The 19,035-nt window shown below is 45.9% G+C and carries 14 protein-coding genes; 11 read left to right on the top strand and 3 right to left on the bottom strand.

The window, feature by feature from the left end:
- The first annotated feature begins 9 nt into the window (after positions 1 to 9).
- Entirely contained in the window at positions 10 to 792 is a 783-nt protein-coding gene (locus QFZ51_RS01725; RefSeq protein WP_429042566.1) for a 3-keto-disaccharide hydrolase, read from the top strand.
- Positions 793 to 874: 82 nt separating this feature from the next.
- Here QFZ51_RS01725 and QFZ51_RS01720 read toward each other — a convergent pair whose 3' ends face one another.
- Entirely contained in the window at positions 875 to 1,480 is a 606-nt protein-coding gene (locus tag QFZ51_RS01720) for a superoxide dismutase (protein ID WP_370908584.1), read from the bottom strand.
- A gap of 285 nt (positions 1,481 to 1,765) precedes the next feature.
- On the opposite strand from QFZ51_RS01720, the gene QFZ51_RS01715 reads away from it, so the two are divergent.
- From QFZ51_RS01715 to QFZ51_RS01705, 3 genes are all read left to right on the top strand, one after another.
- Positions 1,766 to 2,470, top strand: coding sequence for a LuxR C-terminal-related transcriptional regulator (locus QFZ51_RS01715; RefSeq protein ID WP_370908583.1), 705 nt, complete (start codon positions 1,766 to 1,768; stop codon positions 2,468 to 2,470).
- A 120-nt stretch (positions 2,471 to 2,590) separates the two neighbouring features.
- Complete coding sequence (locus QFZ51_RS01710; RefSeq protein WP_370908582.1) at positions 2,591 to 2,800, top strand: hypothetical protein; 210 nt, start codon at positions 2,591 to 2,593, stop codon at positions 2,798 to 2,800.
- A gap of 92 nt (positions 2,801 to 2,892) precedes the next feature.
- Positions 2,893 to 3,822 (top strand): SPFH domain-containing protein, encoded by a 930-nt coding sequence (locus QFZ51_RS01705; RefSeq protein ID WP_142684834.1) that lies wholly within the window; start codon positions 2,893 to 2,895, stop codon positions 3,820 to 3,822.
- Here QFZ51_RS01705 and QFZ51_RS01700 read toward each other — a convergent pair whose 3' ends face one another.
- Positions 3,823 to 4,260: a nucleoside deaminase gene (locus QFZ51_RS01700; protein WP_079471170.1), complete on the bottom strand. Its 438-nt coding sequence runs from the start codon at positions 4,258 to 4,260 to the stop codon at positions 3,823 to 3,825. It lies immediately after the preceding gene.
- Positions 4,261 to 4,311: 51 nt separating this feature from the next.
- Entirely contained in the window at positions 4,312 to 6,420 is a 2,109-nt protein-coding gene (gene ligA / locus QFZ51_RS01695; protein WP_429042561.1) for an NAD-dependent DNA ligase LigA, read from the bottom strand.
- A gap of 165 nt (positions 6,421 to 6,585) precedes the next feature.
- Here ligA and QFZ51_RS01690 point away from each other — a divergent pair, with 165 nt between their 5' ends.
- From QFZ51_RS01690 to QFZ51_RS01660, 7 genes are all read left to right on the top strand, one after another.
- Complete coding sequence (locus QFZ51_RS01690) at positions 6,586 to 7,305, top strand: NUDIX hydrolase (RefSeq protein WP_370908580.1); 720 nt, start codon at positions 6,586 to 6,588, stop codon at positions 7,303 to 7,305.
- Positions 7,306 to 7,941: 636 nt separating this feature from the next.
- The gene (locus QFZ51_RS01685) at positions 7,942 to 11,343 is read left to right on the top strand and encodes a methylmalonyl-CoA mutase family protein (RefSeq protein ID WP_429042559.1); all 3,402 of its coding nucleotides are present in this window, start codon (positions 7,942 to 7,944) and stop codon (positions 11,341 to 11,343) included.
- A gap of 129 nt (positions 11,344 to 11,472) precedes the next feature.
- On the top strand, positions 11,473 to 12,903 hold the full coding sequence (locus tag QFZ51_RS01680) for a glycoside hydrolase family 125 protein (RefSeq protein WP_370908577.1): 1,431 nt from the start codon (positions 11,473 to 11,475) through the stop codon (positions 12,901 to 12,903).
- Between the two features lie 102 nt (positions 12,904 to 13,005).
- Positions 13,006 to 14,787 (top strand): MutS-related protein, encoded by a 1,782-nt coding sequence (locus QFZ51_RS01675; RefSeq protein ID WP_429042556.1) that lies wholly within the window; start codon positions 13,006 to 13,008, stop codon positions 14,785 to 14,787.
- A gap of 40 nt (positions 14,788 to 14,827) precedes the next feature.
- Positions 14,828 to 15,910, top strand: coding sequence for a PA0069 family radical SAM protein (locus QFZ51_RS01670; protein WP_429042553.1), 1,083 nt, complete (start codon positions 14,828 to 14,830; stop codon positions 15,908 to 15,910).
- 580 nt (positions 15,911 to 16,490) lie between these two features.
- Positions 16,491 to 17,057, top strand: a complete 567-nt coding sequence (locus tag QFZ51_RS01665) for a DinB family protein (RefSeq protein WP_200817306.1) — start codon at positions 16,491 to 16,493, stop codon at positions 17,055 to 17,057.
- Between the two features lie 827 nt (positions 17,058 to 17,884).
- On the top strand, positions 17,885 to 18,949 hold the full coding sequence (locus QFZ51_RS01660) for an AAA family ATPase (RefSeq protein ID WP_429042550.1): 1,065 nt from the start codon (positions 17,885 to 17,887) through the stop codon (positions 18,947 to 18,949).
- The last annotated feature ends 86 nt before the right edge of the window (positions 18,950 to 19,035 follow it).

The raw sequence follows: 19,035 nt of genomic DNA, 5'->3' as shown, positions 1-19,035 counted from the left end.
CGTGTACATATGAAGCACCTTTTGGTTCCTGCGTTGTCCGTGATAACTATTGTGGTGGCGTCTTGCGGAGGTAATACGGTAAATAACGAGAACAAGAATGCCATTGCGGTGGCGGATTCTCTTGTAAGCACTGCGCTTGCAGATTCTACGGGAGCTGTGTTAAGTGAAGCGGAAAAGGCAGCAGGCTGGCAACTGTTATTTAACGGCCATACAATGGAGGGCTGGCGGACTTACAAAAATAAACCGGCCGACTCCTGGGTAGCGGAGAAAGGGATCCTGCATTGCCTGGGTAATAAAACAGACAAGTCTGATAAACGGGGGAACCTGATCACAGATAAGCAGTTTGAGAATTTTGAGCTGACGGCGGACTGGAAGCTGTCGCCGCAAGGCAACAGCGGCATCATGTATATGGTATCGGAAGAATTTGAAACGCCTCAGTTGAGTGGGCCGGAATACCAGATCATTGATGATAAAAATTTCCCGGAGAAGCTGGAGCCCTGGCAGAAAACAGGCGCCAATTATGCCATGAATCCTCCTTTGGCAGATGCTGCGAATCCCATCGGCGAATGGAACACTACCAAGATCATTGTAAACAAGGGTCATGTAGAGCATTGGCTGAATGGAAAGAAAACGGCCGATTACGAACTGTGGACGCCTGAATGGAAGAAGCACAAGGAGGACGGCAAATGGAAGGATGCCAAAGGCTACGGGATGTCTAAAAAAGGCCATATTGCATTGCAGGACCATGGCAGTGAAATATGGTTCAAAAATTTAAAGATCAGGGAACTATAAACAATTGGTCAAGCATATAAAAAATCCCGTCAAGGTTTACCTGACGGGATTTTTTTATGCAGTTCCATGAACTGGTGATAGCTTATACAGCTGCTTCGTAGCGTTTGCTGATGGCGTTCCAGTCTACCACATTCCAGAATGCTTTCAGGTATTCCGGACGGCGGTTCTGGTATTTCAGGTAGTAAGCATGTTCCCATACGTCTACACCGAGGATAGGTGTGCCTTTTACTTCAGCAACATCCATCAGTGGATTGTCCTGGTTAGGCGTGGAAGAAACTTCCAGTTTACCATCTTTTACGGTTAACCATGCCCAACCGGAGCCGAAGCGGGTAGCGCCGGCGGTGTTGAATTTTTCCTGGAAGGCTTCAAAAGAACCAAAAGTGCTGTTGATAGCATCTGCCAGTTTACCGGTTGGAGCGCCGCCGGCATTTGGTGCCAGGCTGGTCCAGAAGAAACTGTGATTCCAGTGACCACCGCCATTGTTTCTTACAGCCGGGCTGATTTTACCGGCATTAGCTACCAGTTCTTCCAGCGATTTGTTCTCGTTTTCTGTGCCTGCTACCGCTTTGTTCAGATTGTCTACATAAGCCTGGTGGTGCTTACCATGATGAATTTCCATTGTCAGTTTATCGAAATTCGGCTCTAACGCGTCTGGTGCGTAGGGTAAGCTCGGAAGTGTAAATGCCATAACTCAAAGTTTTATGGGTTTTAAAATATGATTTCTTGATAGTCGCCAAATTTACTGCCAATCCGTTAAAATTTAGACATTTAATTATTAAGTTAATGAGATAACCGGTTTAGTGATCAACGGGCAACCTTGTTAATTAGGTGAAATCAATCAACGCCAGGGCTTGGTCATATGGAAAATTATTTTATATTTACGGATACTCGGTTTAACAGAACATAACGTCAGGCATATTTTTTCAGCTGCGCCTGGCAGTTGTTTACCTATTGTTTGTTTAAAACTTATAGTATGCAGACAGGCTCGGACTCGGGGCTACATTTTTCCCTCAATGCCTTACAGAAGGAAAATGAGCATTTAAAAAATCGTATCCATTGGTTGGAGAGCGTTTTACATCATGTACCCGCCATGATTTACAGTTACGATAACAATAATAAATCTGTGACGTGGTGCAACGACCGTCTCGCAGAAACCGTTGGTTTTTCTGCTGATGAGATGACGGGTATGGGCATTGAATTTTTCCGGCACATCATGCATCCTGACGACTTTAAGCTGGCTGCGGTAGCGCAGCAATCGTTTATTAATAACAAGGCACAATTTGGCGGATTGGCCCGCATCCGTAAAAAAGGAGAAATTGATTACCGGTGGTTGCTTGGGCTGGAAGTGCCGTTTACGCACGATAAAAACGGAAGGGTGGTGGAAATTATCTGTGCCTTCCTGGATCTTACCAATGCTGTTGATACCAATGCCCAACTGTCTGAAGCGCTGGCTGCTATTATGCGCCGGCAAAATGAAACCCTTTTCAACAAACTGACCCCGCGGGAGAAAGATGTGTTGGGGATGGCCGTAAAAGGACTGAACAACAAGGAAATAGCCCAATCGTTGAACCTTAGCCGTTATACAGTGGAAACCCACCGGAAAAATATCCGGCTGAAACTGAAAGTACGTAACACCTCAGAATTGGTGGCCATTGCCCGTAAGATAGGATTTGAATAAAAATACCCAACATTGGGTATTTGCTCGTTTTTCAAACTCGACTAATTTAGTGGATTAAATATTACGTGTGTTTTTTAAACATCCGGGATGATTACTATCTGAAACACCCCTATAACTACTATGATAACCGAGGAAAGAGCATTTGACATCTTACAACTGGAGGAATCTGCCACTGCAGAAGAAATTGTTGCCCGCTACGAAATCCTTAAAGATCAATACAGAAGGATAAAAGATGAAACCGAGGACCTGAGAACACGGTTGGCGTACCAGTTGAAACAAATAGAGCTGGACGACGTATTTATATATTTCAGAAGAAAACAAAGAATATAGAGACTGCGACTAATCGCAGTTTTCGTCCACATCTGCCGTTGGCTTTAATTCATTATATTTACCAGCCTAAACCCTACCTAAACAATCATTCTATGAATGTTATCTTGATCGTTTTGATAGTACTGGCTTTAGTCGTCATACTATCATCGTTTGTAACGGTGCAGCAGGGAAACATTGCTGTTACCACTATATTCGGGAAATACAACCGGGTACTTTTTCCCGGGCTGAACTGGAAAATACCCATCATTGAAAAGGTATTTAAAAGGGTATCCATCCAGAACAGGTCTGTGGAACTGGAATTCCAGGCTATTACCATTGACCAGGCGAATGTGTACTTTAAAGCCATGCTGCTGTATGCCGTATGGAACCAGGAAGAAGAAACGCTTAAGAACGTAGCGTTCAAATTTATGGATGAAAGAAGCTTCATGCAGGCGCTGGTACGCACCATTGAAGGCTCTATCCGTGGATTTGTAGCTACTAAAAGACAGGCGGAGGTATTAGGTCTGCGTAAAGATATTACGGAACACGTAAAAGAACAGATCGACAAAACCCTGGAAGAATGGGGTTTCCACCTGTTGGATCTGCAGATGAATGATATCACTTTTGATGAAGTGATCATGAAGTCTATGGCGCAGGTAGTGGCTTCCAATAACCTGAAAGCGGCTGCTGAAAATGAAGGTCAGGCATTACTGATCACTAAAACCAAAGCGGCGGAAGCAGATGGTAATGCTATTAAAATTGCAGCAGAAGCTGAGCGCCAGGCTGCCCAGCTGCGTGGTATGGGTGTAGCCCTGTTCCGTGAAGAAGTAGCCAAGGGTATGAGTATGGCCGCCAAAGAAATGCAGCAGGCCAACCTGGATACCTCCGTGATCCTCTTCTCCATGTGGACCGAAGCCATTAAGCACTTTGCTGAAAACTCAAAAGGAAACGTCATCTTCCTGGATGGTTCTTCCGAAGGGATGGATCATACCATGAAACAAATGATGGGTATGAATAAGCTGATGGATTCCACCAAAAAATAATTATCTCCTTTGTTCAAAGAAGGTTTTCATCAGCTGTAAACTTTCTTCGCTGCACGGACCGGCCTCCAGTTTTGTTTTGGGATGAAATGGGGACCGGTCACCGGTGGCTCTCCGGTAGCTGTTCTTGTCATCTGCCGCTGCATAAACAATCCTGCCTATCTTACTCCAATACAGTGCTCCCGCACACATCAGGCAAGGTTCTACGGTTACATATAAAGTAGCTTCCATCAGGTACTTACTGCCGAGCGTATTGAACGCAGCTGTTAACGCAATCATTTCTGCGTGCGCGGTACAGTCGTTCAATCTTTCTACATGATTATAGCCACGGCCAATAATGCGGTTGTTTAATACCACTACGGCGCCAATAGGCACTTCTCCGTCTTCAAAGGCTTTGCGTGCTTCCTGCATCGCCTGCCGCATAAAATGTTCGTCTGTCATAACCGCTGTTGGTATTCAGCCTTTAATTGCAAAGCAACCAAAGGCTGATAATTATTTGTTGATCATTGCCAGGAACTCATCTTCCGACAGGATCTTAATCGTATTAATTTTCTTGGCCTTTTCCAGTTTACTGCCGGCATCATCGCCTACTACCAGGTAGTTGAGTTTGCTGCTCACGCCGCTCACTATTTTACCGCCTTCCTGTTCTACCATTTCCTCTGCCTCGGTGCGTTTCAGCTTATGAAGGGTGCCGGTAAACAAAAACGTTTGTCCGTTGAGGTGACCCGGCGCATGCGCTTCCTTTTTCGTATTGGTCATGCTGATACCCAACGCTGCCAGCCTGTTCAGCATTTCGATGTTATCATTGTTGGCGAAGAACAACCGGATGGAGCCCGCTACTTTAGGTCCTATATCTTCCAGCGCCAGGATCTGTTCTTCTGTCCAGTTTTGGAGGTCCATGATATGGTTCACTGCATTGGCCAGTGTTTTAGCGGTTGTTTCTCCAACGTACCGGATGCCGAGCCCGAATATCAGGCGGTGCAGCGGCTGTGTTTTGGATTGCTCAATAGCGGATTGGAGGTTGGTCAGTGATTTTTTACCAAAGCCTTCCAGCGCGCCTATCTTCTCAAAATCCAATTCATAAATACCGGGTATATCTTTCAGGAGTCCTAATAAAAAGAATTTGCGCACATTACTTTCGCCGAAGCTTTTAATATCCATGGCGTCTTTGCTCACAAAGTGGATCATTCTTTCTACCACCTGTGCTTCGCAGTTGATATTGGTGCAGCGCCAAACGGCTTCGCCTTCCGGCTTTACGAGTTTATCATGACATACGGGGCAGCGGGTAGGGAAAATGATTTCCTGTTCGCTGCCGTCGCGCAGGTCGGCTACGGACTTCACGATGTAAGGAATTACGTCTCCGGCTCTTTCTACCAGCACGGTATCCCCGAGTTTGAGATCTTTCTCTTTAATTACTTCCTCATTGAAAAGGGAAATAGATCCAACGGTTACCCCACCAATGGGTACGGGGTCAATTTTTGCCACGGGAGTAACAGAGCCGGTACGGCCTACCTGGAACTCCACGCTGCGGAGCTTACTGGTGGCCTGCCGTGCTTTAAATTTATAGGCGATGGCCCAACGCGGGTGATGGGTGGTCATACCCAGCCTGTCCTGCAGGTCATAGTCATTTACTTTGATCACCATGCCATCTATTTCATAAGGCAGGTTATCCCGTTCGGTTTCAAATTTTAATACGTAGTCGATAACACCTTGTATGCCTTTTATCACTTTCTTTTCTTTGGCAGGACTGCGGAAACCGAGTGTGGATAACAGCTCCAGTGTGCCGCTATGTGTTTTGAGCGCATCCGGTTCTGTTGTCCCGGTATTCATGTTATGATAGCTCATGTGATACAGGAAGGCTTCCAGTCCGCGTTTGGCCACTTCATTGGGATCTACCATCCGCAGTGAGCCGGAGGCCGCATTGCGCGGGTTGGCCAGCGGGGGGAGGTTGTCAGCAATACGTTTATCGTTAAAGGCTTTGAAAGTGTTTTTATTAATGAGTACTTCCCCGCGTATTTCTATCTGGTGAATGCCATATTTTGAGAAGGAGGCAGACAACGGGATGGAGCGGATCTGTTTGATATTGGTGGTGATGTCTTCTCCTGCTACGCCATCGCCGCGGGTGGCGCCACGTGTCAGCCGGTCGTCTTCATAAATGAGTGAAATACTGGCGCCATCGAACTTGGGTTCAACGCAATATTCAATTTCGGTAAGGCGGGCGCTTTCACGAGCTTTACGGTCCCAGTCCAGCAGGTCGTCTGCATTGTAGGAGTTTTCGAGGCTGAGCATGGGTACCAGGTGAGGTACCGTAATGAATTCTTTGGTGAGGCCTTGTGCTACCCGCTGGGTGGGGGAGTCTGATGTAACGAGGTCAGGATTTTCCAGTTCGAGTTTTTTCAGCCAGGCGTACAACTGGTCGTATTCATAGTCGCTGATCACGGGTTCACTTTCCACGTAGTAACGCCAGTCGTTATAACTGATTACACGGCGAAGGGCATCCAGGGTTTCATCAATGGATTGCAGCAGTTGTTCCTGCTTTAAATGGCTGAGCAGTTGTTTGGCCAGCTGCGTCAGGGTTATTTCTATCTCCTTTGTGTACATAATTGATATAACTGAGCCGTAAATTTAAACTTATCTTTCAGGTTAGAGATATCTGTTGAAAAAAATCCGGGCACTTTTGTTTTAAATGTGATATTTTTTTCTTTCATTTGGATATAGTTCCGCGTGTTATTGATAAACTGAGTTTTACTGTAATTCCACGTCTTTATGATGTCTATGTACACCAAGAACATCAACACGCACCTTGTTGAAATAAAGGATTATTTCAAGGTAGCCATTTCTGTCGACTGCGTCATTTTCGGGTTCAACAACGACGAGTTGAAAGTACTGTTGATAGAATCGGATCTCAAAGAGTTTAAGGGTAAGTGGTCGTTGCTGGGCGACATTGTACGGCCGGAGGAAGAGCTGGATGAAGCAGCTTACCGGGTGCTTAAGGCGCGCACCGGGCTGGATAACGTATACATGGAGCAGGTACAAACCTTTGGGGCGGTGGAGCGTCATCCTGCAGGCAGGGTGATTACTGTCGCCTACTATTCACTGGTGAATATTGAGCATGTGGAATTGAAGATGAGTAATAACGAATTGCACTGGCACAGTGTAAAGGAACTGCGTGAAATGGCCTTTGATCATAAGCAGATCCTGGATACCTGCCATGAGCGGCTGAAGCAGCAGGTGCTGGTGCAGCCTATCGGCTTTAACCTGTTGCCCCGCAAGTTTTCCCTCCGCGAATTGCAGAACCTGTACGAGGCGATCCTGGATATGGAACTGGACCGCCGTAATTTCAGAAAAAAGTTTTTGTCGATGGACTTACTGATGGATTTGAATGAAGAAGAGGAAGATGTGCCTCATCGTCCGGCAAAGCTCTATAAATTCAATTTCGACAAATATGACCAAAGAAAGAAGCGCTATCTAGGAATAGGCTTCTAATGATGACGATCTGGTATTTTTTTCTCCTTCACTTTTGCATTCTCTTGTATTCCTGTTAATTTGAATGAGGTTGAAATCCTTTGTCACGAAGGATTTGCGATGGCCTGTGTCTGTCAAAAAACAGCCAGGTTAATTTTCTATCTAAATAGAAAAAAAAGTTGGTTTTTAACAAAACTTTAAGTAAGATTGTGTAAGATATACACATCTTAGAAGCAAACAATAATCGTTATAAAACCAAAATTTAACTTGTTCGCCAAAAGCAATTTTTCGTTTGTTTATTTCCGTATGTAGAAGTTCCATTTAATAAGTTTGAAAAGCTATAAATCATTTATCATTAGTTTGATTTTATAGTTCCACGTTATGAAACAGAAGACCGCTAAGCATTAATGCCTTGTGTCTTACTTTATGCTTTCCCTTGTACAGGTAATGTACAGGGGAAAGTTGTTTTAGGGAAATACTAACCCGATCGGGGATCGGTTAAATATTTTGCAATAAGATCCGGTAGCTGTTCAATCAATTCTAATTCTGGGTAAACCCGCGCTATACCGGCAGTTCAGCTGCTTTTTCCGTAACTTGCATTCTTCGTGGATTTCATGCAGGAAGCATGAAACCCTGGTCAAAAATCCGGTAATTGATATGTCTTATACACCACAACATAAGGTTCGCATTGTAACAGCGGCAGCTTTATTCGACGGGCATGATGCGGCCATTAATATTATGCGGCGCATTATGCAGGCAAAGGGAGCCGAGGTAATTCACCTGGGGCATAACCGTTCTGCAGCTGAAATTGTAGACTGTGCCATCCAGGAAGACGCGCAGGGAATCGCCGTCACCTCCTACCAGGGAGGCCACGTGGAATTTTTTAAATACATGTACGACCTGCTCCAGGAAAAAGGTTGCGGCCATATCAAAATCTTTGGCGGCGGCGGTGGTACCATTCTCCCGGTAGAAATAGCCGAACTGCATGCCTATGGCATTGCACGCCTTTATTCACCGGACGATGGCCGGCAAATGGGATTGGAAGGTATGATTGAGGATCTGATTAGTCAGTGCGATTTCGCTATCAAGCCATTAACTGCCGGCGCCGGTGTGGAAGATATCCCGCAGCTGCAGGCAGATAAAAATCCTAAGATCATCGCGAGGGCCATCAGCCTGGCAGAAAACGATATGCCGGTAGCTATGCTCACCGGGCAAAAAACAAGAACCGCTGTTACTGTAGATGAAACTGCCGGCACACACATTACCCACACAGCGGCAGATCCGGAAAAATCTCCTGTACTCGGTATCACCGGAACAGGTGGCGCCGGGAAAAGTAGCGTAACAGATGAACTGGTGCGCCGCTACCTGAATCACACTACCGATAAAACGGTGGCTGTAATTTCCGTAGACCCTTCCAAGAAGAAGACCGGCGGCGCATTGCTGGGCGACAGGATCCGGATGAATGCCATCCACCATCCGCGTGCCTATATGCGCTCACTGGCAACCCGTGAAAGCGATAAAGCCATCAGCGAACATATCCAGGAAGCCATCGATATCTGCAAACTGGCCGCCTACGATTTTATTATCCTCGAAACATCCGGTATTGGCCAGAGCGATACGGCTATCACCGATTACTGCGATGTATCGCTGTATGTGATGACACCAGAGTACGGCGCCGCTTCCCAGCTGGAGAAGATCAACATGCTGGACTATGCCGACGTGATTGCCATCAACAAATTTGATAAAGCCGGCGCACTGGATGCCCTGCACGATGTGCGTAAACAATATAAGCGTAACCATAACCTCTGGAACGCCAAGGAAGAAGAATTGCCGGTAGTAGGCTCTATTGCTTCCCAGTTCAACGACGCAGGCATCAACCTGCTGTTTGAAAAAGTAATGGAAAAAGTGGAAGAGAAAACCGGGGCCAGCTTTGGCCCTATGGCGCATGAAAGCATTAAATCCACTTCTACCAAATCACAGATCATCCCCCCGGCAAGGGTACGCTACCTGGCAGAGATTTCAGAAGCCATCGGCGATTACAGCAAATGGGTGGATGAACAATGTACACTCGCTACACAACTATACCAGGTACAAGGCGTGATGGCGCTGCAGCCGGCATCAGCCGCTGCACTGGCCGACATTAAAGCCCACCTGGAAAAATCATTACATCCCGGGTGTAAAAAACTCGTGGAGGAATGGCCTGCGCTGGTAGAGAAATATACCGCCGATTTTTACGAATTCCAGGTAAGGGACAAAGTAATCAAACTGCCGCTGTACAGCGAAAGCCTCAGCCACAGCCGTATTCCGAAGGTGTCGCTGCCTAAATATAAAGACTGGGGCGATATTCTCCGCTGGCAGCTCACAGAAAACCTGCCTGGTGAATTTCCATACGCAGCGGGTGTGTTCCCGCTGAAACGCGAAGGAGAGGATCCTACGCGCATGTTTGCCGGGGAAGGCGGTCCGGAAAGGACGAATAAACGATTCCATTACGTATCACTCGACCAGCCGGCAAAGCGGCTGTCTACTGCATTCGACAGCGTTACCCTTTACGGTGAAGATCCGGCAATACGCCCCGATATTTATGGTAAAGTGGGTAACTCCGGTGTGAGCATTGCCACAGTAGACGACGCTAAAAAATTATACAGCGGTTTCGATCTCTGCGATCCGAAAACGTCGGTATCCATGACCATCAACGGCCCGGCGCCCATACTGCTGGCGTTTTTCATGAATGCCGCCATTGATCAGCAATGTGAAAAATATATCAAGGAGCAGGGGCTTGCAGAAAAAGTAAAGGCCCTCATTAAAACTAAATTCAAAGATCATCCGCTGCCGCATTACAGCGGCGACCTGCCCGCCGGTAACGATGGTTTGGGTTTGCAGCTGTTGGGAATTTCGGGAGAAGAGGTACTGGATAAAGACGTGTATGAAAAGATCAGGGCACATGCCCTCAGCACTGTTCGTGGCACCGTGCAGGCGGATATCCTGAAGGAAGACCAGGCACAAAACACCTGTATCTTCTCTACAGAATTTGCATTAAAACTGATGGGCGATGTACAGGAATATTTTATTACCCAAAAGGTACGCAACTTCTATTCCGTCAGCATTTCCGGCTACCACATTGCAGAAGCCGGCGCCAATCCTATCACCCAGCTGGCGTTTACCCTGGCAAACGGTTTTACCTATGTGGAGTATTACCTGAGCCGCGGCATGAACATCGATGACTTCGCGCCTAATCTGTCGTTCTTCTTCAGCAATGGGATGGACCCTGAGTATGCGGTGATTGGCCGTGTGGCCCGCCGTATCTGGGCTAAGGCTATCAAGTATAAATACAAAGGAAACGACCGCTCCCAGAAACTGAAGTATCACATTCAAACTTCCGGTCGCAGTTTACACGCGCAGGAAATTGATTTTAACGATATCCGTACCACCTTGCAGGCGCTGTACGCGATTTACGATAACTGTAATTCCCTGCATACCAACGCCTATGATGAAGCCATCACCACACCTACAGAAGAAAGTGTGAGAAGGGCAATGGCTATACAGCTCATCATTAACCGTGAACTAGGTACTGCTAAAAACGAAAACCCCGTACAGGGAGCATTTTTTATTGAGGAACTCACCGATCTGGTGGAAGAAGCCGTGCTAACGGAATTCAACCGCATCACCGAACGTGGCGGCGTATTAGGCGCCATGGAAAGAATGTACCAGCGCAACAAAATACAGGAAGAAAGCCTGTACTATGAATCGCTGAAGCATACCGGCGAATTCCCGATCGTCGGCGTAAATACCTTCCTGAATAAAAACGGCTCCCCTACCATTATTCCGGCAGAAGTGATCCGCTCTACTACAGAAGAAAAGGAATTCCAGATCCATACCCTCGAAGCTTTCCAGCAAAGGCACCAGCATAAGAGCGCTGCTGCACTTAAGCAATTGCAGCAGGTAGCGGTCAGCAATGGCAACCTCTTTGCAGAGCTGATGGAAACAGTGAAGCATTGCTCATTGGGGCAAATCACGCATGCACTGTATGAAGTAGGAGGGCAGTACAGAAGAAATATGTAATACGGATGCCGGCGCCGGGAAGAGCGCTTTTTTGAGTTGCCGGCTGCCGAAGATGAGGACGATTGATAAATCGATTAAGCAAATCCACAAAACTTTTCTATTTTAGGGTTTCCTAAATTCAAAAACGTTATGGTTGCAAGGAGAGATTTTCTTAAGAACGGCGCCCTGGTAGCAGGCGTTGTTGGGCTTGGATTGCCCAAAACCGTATTTGGCTGGAATGGGTATACCTCCCAACGTCCGCCCCTGGCAAAGCGGAAATTCACCAGCGAAGCGGTGGAAAAGACAATTATCAAGGTAAAGTCCCAGATTGCGGATACCAAATTGGGATGGCTGTTCGAAAACTGTTTCCCTAACACGCTCGATACAACGGTTAACTTTAAGAAAGAAAACGGCCGGCCCGATACTTTCGTGATCACCGGTGATATCAACGCCATGTGGCTGCGCGACTCTTCTGCCCAGGTATGGCCTTACCTGCCACTGGTAAAGGATGATGCGAAACTGAAAGAAATGGTGGTGGGCGTTATCAACCGTCAAACGAAATGTATCCTCATTGATCCGTATGCCAACGCCTTTAATGAAGGCCCTACCGGCAGCGAATGGGATAAAGATCTGACCACCATGAAGCCGGAGCTGCATGAACGCAAATGGGAGATTGATTCCCTGTGTTACCCGGTGCGATTGTCTTATAATTACTGGAAAATCAGCGGGGATAATACCCCCTTCGATGATAAATACAAACAGGCGGCGCAGCTCATCGTGAAAACATTTAAGGAGCAGCAGCGTAAAGACGGCCACGGTCCTTACAAATTTCAGCGTAATTCACCTGTACAATCAGATACTGTTGCCAACGGAGGCTGGGGGAATCCTATTTCTCCGGTGGGACTGATCGTTTCTATATTCCGTCCTTCAGACGATGCTACAGTATTTCCTTTCCTGATTCCGTCCAACATGTTTGCCGTGGTATCCCTGCGTCAGCTGGCGGAAATCAGTGAAACAATATATAAAGATGCGGCCTTTGCGCACGAATGTACGGCGCTGGCTGATGAGGTAGACCGTGCTATTAAGGCGCATGCCATTGTGGAGCATCCTAAGTTAGGTATGATGTATGGTTTTGAGGTAGATGGTTTCGGAAACCGTTTATTCCTCGATGATACCAATGTGCCCAGTCTCCTGTCTATTCCTTACCTGGGATATACCGGCATTGACGATCCGTTGTACCAGGCATCCCGGCACTTTGTATGGAGTAATTTCCAGCCCTGGTTTTACAGGGGTAAATATGGCGATGGGGTAGGCAGCCCGCATACCGGCAACGACTATATCTGGCCAATGAGTATTATCATGCGGGCGTTGACCAGTCATGATAAGGAGGAAATAGCTTCCTGTATTAAAACCTTGCGCAATACCGACGGTGAAACCGGCTTTATTCATGAATCTTATCACAAGGATGATCCCTCTAAATTTACCCGTCCGTGGTTTGCCTGGGTGAATACACTCTTTGGTGAACTGATCCTGAAGGTAAGCCAGGAGTATCCTGATCTGCTGAAGAGACAATACGCATAAATAATCCAGTTATTTCTACCAGGGATTTTGTGGTTTATGTTCAATATATTGCGAACATACATCATGAAATCCCTGATTTTTTTAGTTATTAATACCAGATAAATGACGCCAGCAGATATTTACCAGCAAAGGATTCACCAGTTCCGGGAAGCGATAAAAAAAGAGAAGCGATTAACCGCCAGCCTTTCATGGGCCCGGCTGGCCAGTTTCCTGGTGATGGTAGCCGGCATCGTGTTTTTTATCCGGAGCGGCTGGGAAGCGCCATGGCTGCTGGTAACAGCTGCCGGTATGCTTGCGTTTATAGTGTTGCTGATATGGTATTCCAAAGCGCAGCAGAAGCTGCAGCTTTTTAAATCCCTGCTGGAGTTGAATGAGAAGGAGTGGCAGTTGGTCACTACCGGGCAATCGGCTTTTGACGACGGGAATGAGTTCGTGGACGACAGCCATGATTTCAGCAGCGACCTCGATGTTTTTGGGCCATCTTCTGTTTTTCAGCATATTAACCGCACGGGTACATTGTCCGGCAGACGCCAGCTGGCGGCTGCGCTGCGTGACCCGCTTGAAGATGCCCCGGCTATTCTGGCCACACAGGAGGCTTTGCAGGTACTTACACCGGAACTGGAGTTCCGGCAGCTGCTTACTGCCAATGCCATGCTGGCGAAAGAAGAGGAAAGCGATCGTCGCGAGATCCGTGCATGGCTGGAAATGCCTTTCCACTTTCTGCACAACAAATTTATAAATGTGGTTATCTGGCTGAGTCCTTTGCTGGTAACCGGCTCCATTGTGTATTATGCTATCACCGGGAAATATTACCTGTTGTTGATACTGATCATGTTAAACTGGTTGCTGCTGGGCGCTAGTCAGAAAAAGATCATGACGCAATATGTATTGATTTCGCATAAGGAAAGGATACTGGATAAGTTTTCTGTCTTATTACATCTTATAAAAAACGGCAGTTTCAGGAAATCCGCTTTACTGCAGCAACAGCAGGATAAGGCGAAAGAGGCCGATGTAGCATTGCGGCAGCTATCCAAAATATGTAATGCCTTTGATCAGCGGCTGAACCTTTTGGTTGCGCTGGGGCTTAACTCCCTGATGCTGTACGACCTCCATTGCATCCTGCGTTTGGAACGGTGGAAGAAACAGCATAAGCAGCACATTACCGGGTGGTTTGATGTGATTACCCAGCTGGAAGTGTGGAACAGCCTGGCTACCTACGCCTTTAATCATCCGGAATTTTCGTGGCCGGCGCCGCAGGCGGAAGGTCGTGTCCTGGAGGCTACGGCACTGGGGCATCCGTTGATCCCGGCCAATGAATGCGTAAAGAATGACGGCGCCACTGGCCGTAAAGATCATTTCCTGATCATTACCGGGTCCAATATGTCCGGTAAAAGTACCTTCCTGCGGAGCGTAGGCTCCAACCTGTTGCTGGCTATGTGCGGCGCTCCAGTGTGTGCGGACCGTTTTGTATTCAGCCCTATGCGTATCATGACTTCCATGCGAATCAAGGATTCGATTGCCAGTCATACTTCCTATTTCCAGGCAGAGTTGCTGCGGTTACAGCATATTATCCATCACCTGAAAACCGGTGCGCGGGTTTTTATTTTGTTAGATGAAATTCTCAAAGGCACCAATTCTGAAGATAAATTATCGGGCTCGCGCAGCCTGATTGAGCATTTCCTGCAATATAACTGCCTGGGCATGATTGCTACGCACGACCTGGAACTGGGGCAGCTGGAATCGGCTTATCCGCACCAGATCAGGAATTATTGTTTTGAAAGCACTATACAGGACAACCGTTTGTTTTTCGACTACCGCATCCGGGAGGGTATTGCAAGGAATAAAAATGCCACTTTCCTGATGAAGCAAATGGAAATTATTTAAATCCTAAATATTTTAGTATTTTTACTAAAATATTTAGTCTATGACTTTGCCATTCCAGGAGGGCGCACCGGAAAATCCATACTATAAAGGGCGCGGAGCACAGATTAATCCCAAGAATAAATACCTGGCAGATGAATATGCGCAGGAGCATGCCGAAGGCATTGATGAATGGTGGCAGGCAGATGTACCTACCCAGGTGTTCGAGGAACATGCGAAAAATCTCGTGAATAAGGTGGACAGTCCGGATGTGGGGATGTGGTATTCCATGAACCCCTACCAGGGCTGCGAACATGGCTGCATTTACTGTTATGCCCGTAACTCCCACCAGTATTGGGGTTTGAGCGCGGGTTTGGATTTTGAAAGAAAGATTATTGTAAAACATAACGCCCCGGAACTGCTGCGCAGGTTCCTGGATAATAAAAAGTGGGACCCCAAGCCGATTTCCCTTTCGGGGAATACGGACTGCTATCAGCCGGTAGAACGCAAGATGTGGCTTACCCGGCAGTTGCTGGAGGTGGCGCTGGAATACAAACAGCCCATAGGGATCATTACTAAAAACTCGCTGGTATTACGGGATCGTTACCTGTTACAGCAGCTGGCACAGGATAACCTGGTATGCGTGTACCTGTCTATCACCACGTTGCAGGAAGACCTGCGGCAGAAAATGGAGCCCCGTACCGCTACGGCGGCGCAACGGCTAAAGGTGGTGAAGGAGCTGAGTGATCTTGGGATACCCGTTGGCGTTATGACGGCCCCGCTCATCCCGGGACTCAATGACCATGAAATTCCCCGCCTGCTGGAAGCTGCAGCAGCCAATGGCGCTAAATATGCAGGGTATACGGTAGTGCGGCTCAACGATGCGGTGAAGATCATTTTCAACGACTGGCTCTATAAAAACTTCCCCGACCGGGCAGATAAAGTATGGCACCATATAGAAAGTATGCACGGGGGAAAGGTGAATGACAGCGACTTTGGACGGAGAATGAGGGGAGAAGGCAACATTGCGGACCTCATAAAGCAGCAGTTTAAAATTCATACAAAGAAGAATGGCTTGAACCAGGAACGCTTCGAATTCAATACAGCAGCCTTCCGCCGGCCGAATTCACAATTAAGCCTGTTCTGATTATCAATGATATGTAGTTGCACTTTAAACTAATTGTTAAGTCTGGGAAAAAAGTAGGGTGTTTTTTTGTGTAATAAAAAAAATAAAAATTACCTTTGCTTCAAGAACAAAAATAACTGTGCAACTTATATCAACATACGAGATTTCAGCGATGGCCTGCCAACACAAGCAGGTCAAGGCCAGAATGCGGGCATGTTGCACCGATTGTTAACGAACGAAAAGTTATCAAACGATATAAACAAGAGTCCCGCACTAGAGAAAAGTGTGGGACTTTTTGCTTTTGAAGCAGTAATGAAATGACGACATTGAAAGAATTTCAAGCGATAACTGTAATGCAAGAAAAATGCGCCTCATGGCGTAAACGGAATGGCTTTGCCTTAAAAAAGCCATACGGACAAGGTATGCGATAATGTGAGATAACCCCTCTACATTATTTATCCCGGTCCGTAAATACGGCCGGGTTTTTTTGTGGCCAAATCCGGCATAAAAATGGCAAACAAAATATTTATTCAAAGATGTTATGCGCTAACCCGTTTGATTAGCAAAGAAGTAAAGTGCATAATCCCAAAAACGTTAGATGATGAGAAACGTTATTCAAGTTGTAAGAGAGGCCTTACTCACCAATTTCAGGGAGTTGGATCAGTGGTTTGAAAAAGAACCGGCATTACTGGATTTCAAACCAGACCGTGATCAATGGAGCATACGGGAAGTACTGGAGCATATTACGCTCACCAATTACTTTTTGCTGCTGATCATCAATAAGAGTACCCGCCGGGCGCTGGAACGTAAGAAAACCGGCCACTCCGTGATACTCCCGGCAGATTATGCCAATAAATTAGAACAAATAGATGTCATCGGCAGCAAATCCTTTGGTTGGGTAAGACCTGAACATATGGAACCTACCGGACTTAAAAATATGCAGGAAGTAAAAGCCCTCCTGAAGCAACAGTATGCACAGTGCATGTACAACCTGTCTTTACTGAAAAACGGTGAAGGAGTGCTGGTGTTCACTAACATGTCTGTAAATCAACTGGGCAAGCTGGACATCTATCAGTATATCTATTTCCTCACCAAGCATATCGAACGGCATATCCGTCAGATGCAGCGCCTTCAGAAGGAATTCGAAGAAAGCGCGGTGTTAATATAACTTAGGTCGACCACCACCATCTGTTTTTGTTAATCCTGATCATAACTACAGCCGGAAGTTTATCACTTCCGGCTTTTTATTGCGCTTATATTTTGTGACCTGCTGCAGATCATTGACATTGCTTCAGATTTCGAAAATCAAAAAAACATAAATAAAATAGTTGAAAATATTTTGTTAAAAATTTGCAAATTCAAAATATATCCTGTTATCTTTGCATCGTTAAAATTGATAATAAACAAATTGATAAACATGAAACGCATTAATCTATATATGGACAACGCAACACCTTGCTCAGAGCAAGATGGCAGCGGATTCCGGGCGTTTTATGATTACAGGTAGATAAAAAATATTTGTAAGTATAACAGCAGCCCGGGTCCTTGGATCCGGGCTTTTTTGTTATCGATTTATTGGAATGATGAATTTACCGGGAATGACAGAACGGATTCAAATCCGCCGCAGTAAATGGTTTAGAGATAGCATTAATTCAATTAATGCTAAACGGACGAGGTATGTCTTGACGTAGTGTATACGTTAACGTTATATGACCCGGTCCGTTTTAAACAGACCGGGTTTTTTTATGCGGCAGTATAAAGATTATTTGAGGAGGTACATAAAAAACAGGCAGGCGGAGTAATCCTGCTCCGCTTTCATCTCCTTTTTAAGATATTTTTTTTCGTCTCTGTTTGCATTTTTAACCCCTTATCATCAGGTTATCAGAAGGATAACCTGTAATTTACCCCATGATAAATACGATTTACCCGGGCCCGGCCTGGTCCCGGGAAATCTTTATCATCAGGACAACATCACATTAAAGAGAACAAGCAGCTATGAAGCAGATAGTTAATAATAATATAGATATCACAGATGGTGAACATTTTGATCCGAAGGGAGTGTATACCGTTCATTTTAGTGCTATCCCCGATATCAATAACATTTACGAAGTAGATGGTGATAAAGCCGCCGCAGCCTTTGCCAAGAAATATGAAAGTATTATTGTTCATACGCACCGCTATACCGATTATGACAACAAGAAGAAAAAGTATAAGCATAATCAAACGCTGTTTGTATTAAGTAATAACAGCGTGGTAGCGTTCTGGCAATCGTGGTGCGAGATATTGCATAATGGTGCTATTCCTGCCTTTGTATCAGAGGTAACGGAAACGGTTACACGATATAAAGAAAAGCAACGCAGGGAACCGCATGAAATTAACCTGATCACCAGCGGACGTAAAGGACTGGAGCTGAAAAGCCTGGAAATAAAACGTACCAAGCTGGATATAAGTATGTTTTATGAAGATGATTTTAAAGAGATAGACAAGGTAATCCAGCAGCGGCTGAAGAAGGATAAAGACAAGGGGATCGTATTGCTGCATGGCTTGCCGGGAACAGGTAAAACTACTTATCTGCGTTACCTGATTGGCCGGATAAAGAAGCGGGTGCTTTTTGTTTCGCCGGACCTGGCAAACAACATTATGAATCCTGAGTTCATGGAACTGCTGATCGATAATCCTAATTGTGTAGTGATCATTGAAGATGCTGAAAATGTAATTATGGATCGTAAGTTTTCCGGTAACTCATCTGTTTCAAATTTGTTGAACCTGTCGGATGGATTATTGGCAGATTGTTTGAATATACAGCTGGTTTGTTCTTTCAACAGCGACTTATCCGCTATCGACAATGCGTTGCTGCGTAAAGGCAGACTGATTGCAAAGTACGAGTTCAAACGGCTGCCGGTGGCTAAGGCACAGGCATTATCAAAGCACATGGGTTTTGATACGGTGATCAATAAGGCAATGACTATTGCAGAAATTGCTAATCAGCATGAACCCTCTTTTGAAACAAAACAACATGTGATCGGGTTCAGGCGGGAAATGCTGGAAGAGATCGCGTAAATAGTATTTATTCATCTTGAAAAATTAATAAAAATGAAAAAAAATCAATTGTCCATATATATCAGCGGAGTAAACAATATTGAACA

It is taken from the genome of Chitinophaga sp. W3I9 (assembly GCF_050434025.1).
Taxonomy (GTDB): Bacteria; Bacteroidota; Bacteroidia; order Chitinophagales; family Chitinophagaceae; genus Chitinophaga.
The sequence above is the reverse complement of the archived record's forward strand: the minus strand, read 5'-3'. Positions and strand labels throughout refer to the sequence as shown.